Consider the following 1,065-nt stretch of genomic DNA (forward strand, 5'->3'; position numbering starts at 1 on the left):
ATCCAGGCGTTGAGCGTCGGGTACGAGATGCCGGACTCCGCCGCCAGGTCCTTCTGGGTCCGGTCCGGCACCTGGGCCAGCAGGCGTTCGAGCAGGGCCGCCAGATCCTCGTCCCGGCGCTGGGCGTGCCGGGCGGCTTCGGGATCGGCTGGGGGATGGCTCCGCTGGTTCGTCACGAGTCAGAGGATCGGTCATCAATATCTACAAGCGCAAGTAGATCGCAGATCGGCGAAGGTGCTTCGGGAGCACGCCGGAGCGTTCCGGGGGTGCCGATGCTCCTGTGCGCCCCGTCCGCGCCCTCAAGTCTCACGCTCCGTAGGCTTCTTGACACGATATGCATCTACATGAAGACTGTAGACGCCCTGGGAGGGGATCGCGGGTTTCCGTCGTGGCCTGCGCGCGTCCGTCCAAGGAATCTACATCTACATGCGTATTGCAGAGGAGAAGCCGTCGTGTCCCATCCGGACAACGTCACCACCGCACCGGCCGGTCCGGAGCCCGAACTGGTCGCCCGGGCCCGCGCCGGCGACCGGGAGGCGTTCGCCGCCCTGTATTTCGAGCACTACCGCGCCGTCTACGCGTTCCTCCTGGTTCGCACCCGCAACAGGCATCTCGCCGAGGACCTCACCCAGGAGGTGTTCGTCCGCGCCCTGCGCCGCATCGGCACCTTCCACTGGCAGGGCACCGCCTTCGCCGGATGGCTCACCACGATCGCCAAGAACCTCTGGCTCGACGAACTCGGGCGCGGCCGCACGCGATGGGAGACCCCCGTCGCCGAGTTCGACGACCCCCGGGACGCCCAGCGCGGCACGGAGGCCCTCGTCCTGCGCGAACTGGACGCCGTCGAGGCCCAGGAGACCGTCCACACCGCCCTGCACCGGCTCAACCCGCACCAACGGCACTGCCTGGAGCTGCGCTTCCTGGACGAACTGAGCGCGCAGGAGACCGCGTTGGCCATGGGACGCAGCGTCGGCGCGGTCAAGACGCTCACCTACCGGGCCCTGCGCAAACTGCGCTGGACGACCGAGGCGGTGTCCGCGTGAACGCCGACACCCCCCGGGCCGG

Annotated in this window: 1 protein-coding gene; it reads left to right on the top strand. The window is 68.8% G+C overall.

Going from position 1 to position 1,065, the window contains the following annotated elements:
* Nucleotides 1–452 precede the first annotated feature (452 nt).
* Complete coding sequence (locus tag ACFY5C_RS42010; RefSeq protein WP_062669235.1) at nt 453–1,043, top strand: RNA polymerase sigma factor; 591 nt, start codon at nt 453–455, stop codon at nt 1,041–1,043.
* The last annotated feature ends 22 nt before the right edge of the window (nt 1,044–1,065 follow it).

Source organism: Streptomyces sp. NPDC012935 (genome assembly GCF_042900345.1).
GTDB lineage: Bacteria > Actinomycetota > Actinomycetes > Streptomycetales > Streptomycetaceae > Streptomyces.